The organism is Streptomyces sp. P17, assembly GCF_032436805.1.
Classification (GTDB): domain Bacteria; phylum Actinomycetota; class Actinomycetes; order Streptomycetales; family Streptomycetaceae; genus Streptomyces.
The window spans coordinates 1-386 of the sequence record NZ_JAVRBF010000400.1 but is presented as its reverse complement, the minus strand read 5'-3'; the positions used below and the strand labels follow the sequence as shown (position 1 = coordinate 386).

1 protein-coding gene is annotated in these 386 nt (G+C 51.6%); it reads left to right on the top strand.

The features are described 5' to 3' along the window. Window positions 1-16: 16 nt before the first annotated feature. A partial coding sequence (locus RMT89_RS41475; protein WP_315888929.1) for a hypothetical protein occupies window positions 17-386 on the top strand: 370 nt, incomplete at its 3' end.

Genomic DNA, 386 nt, shown 5'->3' with positions numbered 1-386 from the left:
GGACGAAGAACAGCTTATGGCCTTGCAGGAGGCTGAACAGCTTGCTGTGAATGCTCCCGATGAGTTCGCTATGCTCCCTGAAGACATTCAGGAGAGCTACAACTATTCGGTTGAAGCAGGCCAAGCTGTATGGGCTGTCCAAGAAGGCGAACAGGAGATCATGGTCGAGGGGGTGATTGAAAATCGCCCTATGGTCCAGTTGGTCAATCCACGGAACTTCTTTGCTGATCCATCCTGCCAAGGTGATCTGGACAACGCTATGTTCGTTGTGCAGTCCTTTGAGACATGTCAGGCTGATCTGCGTAAGCAGTCAGATCGGTACAAGAACCTCGACTATGTAGACTGGGCTTCTGCTGAACAGCCCAGACAGCTTGACCTGCTTCAAC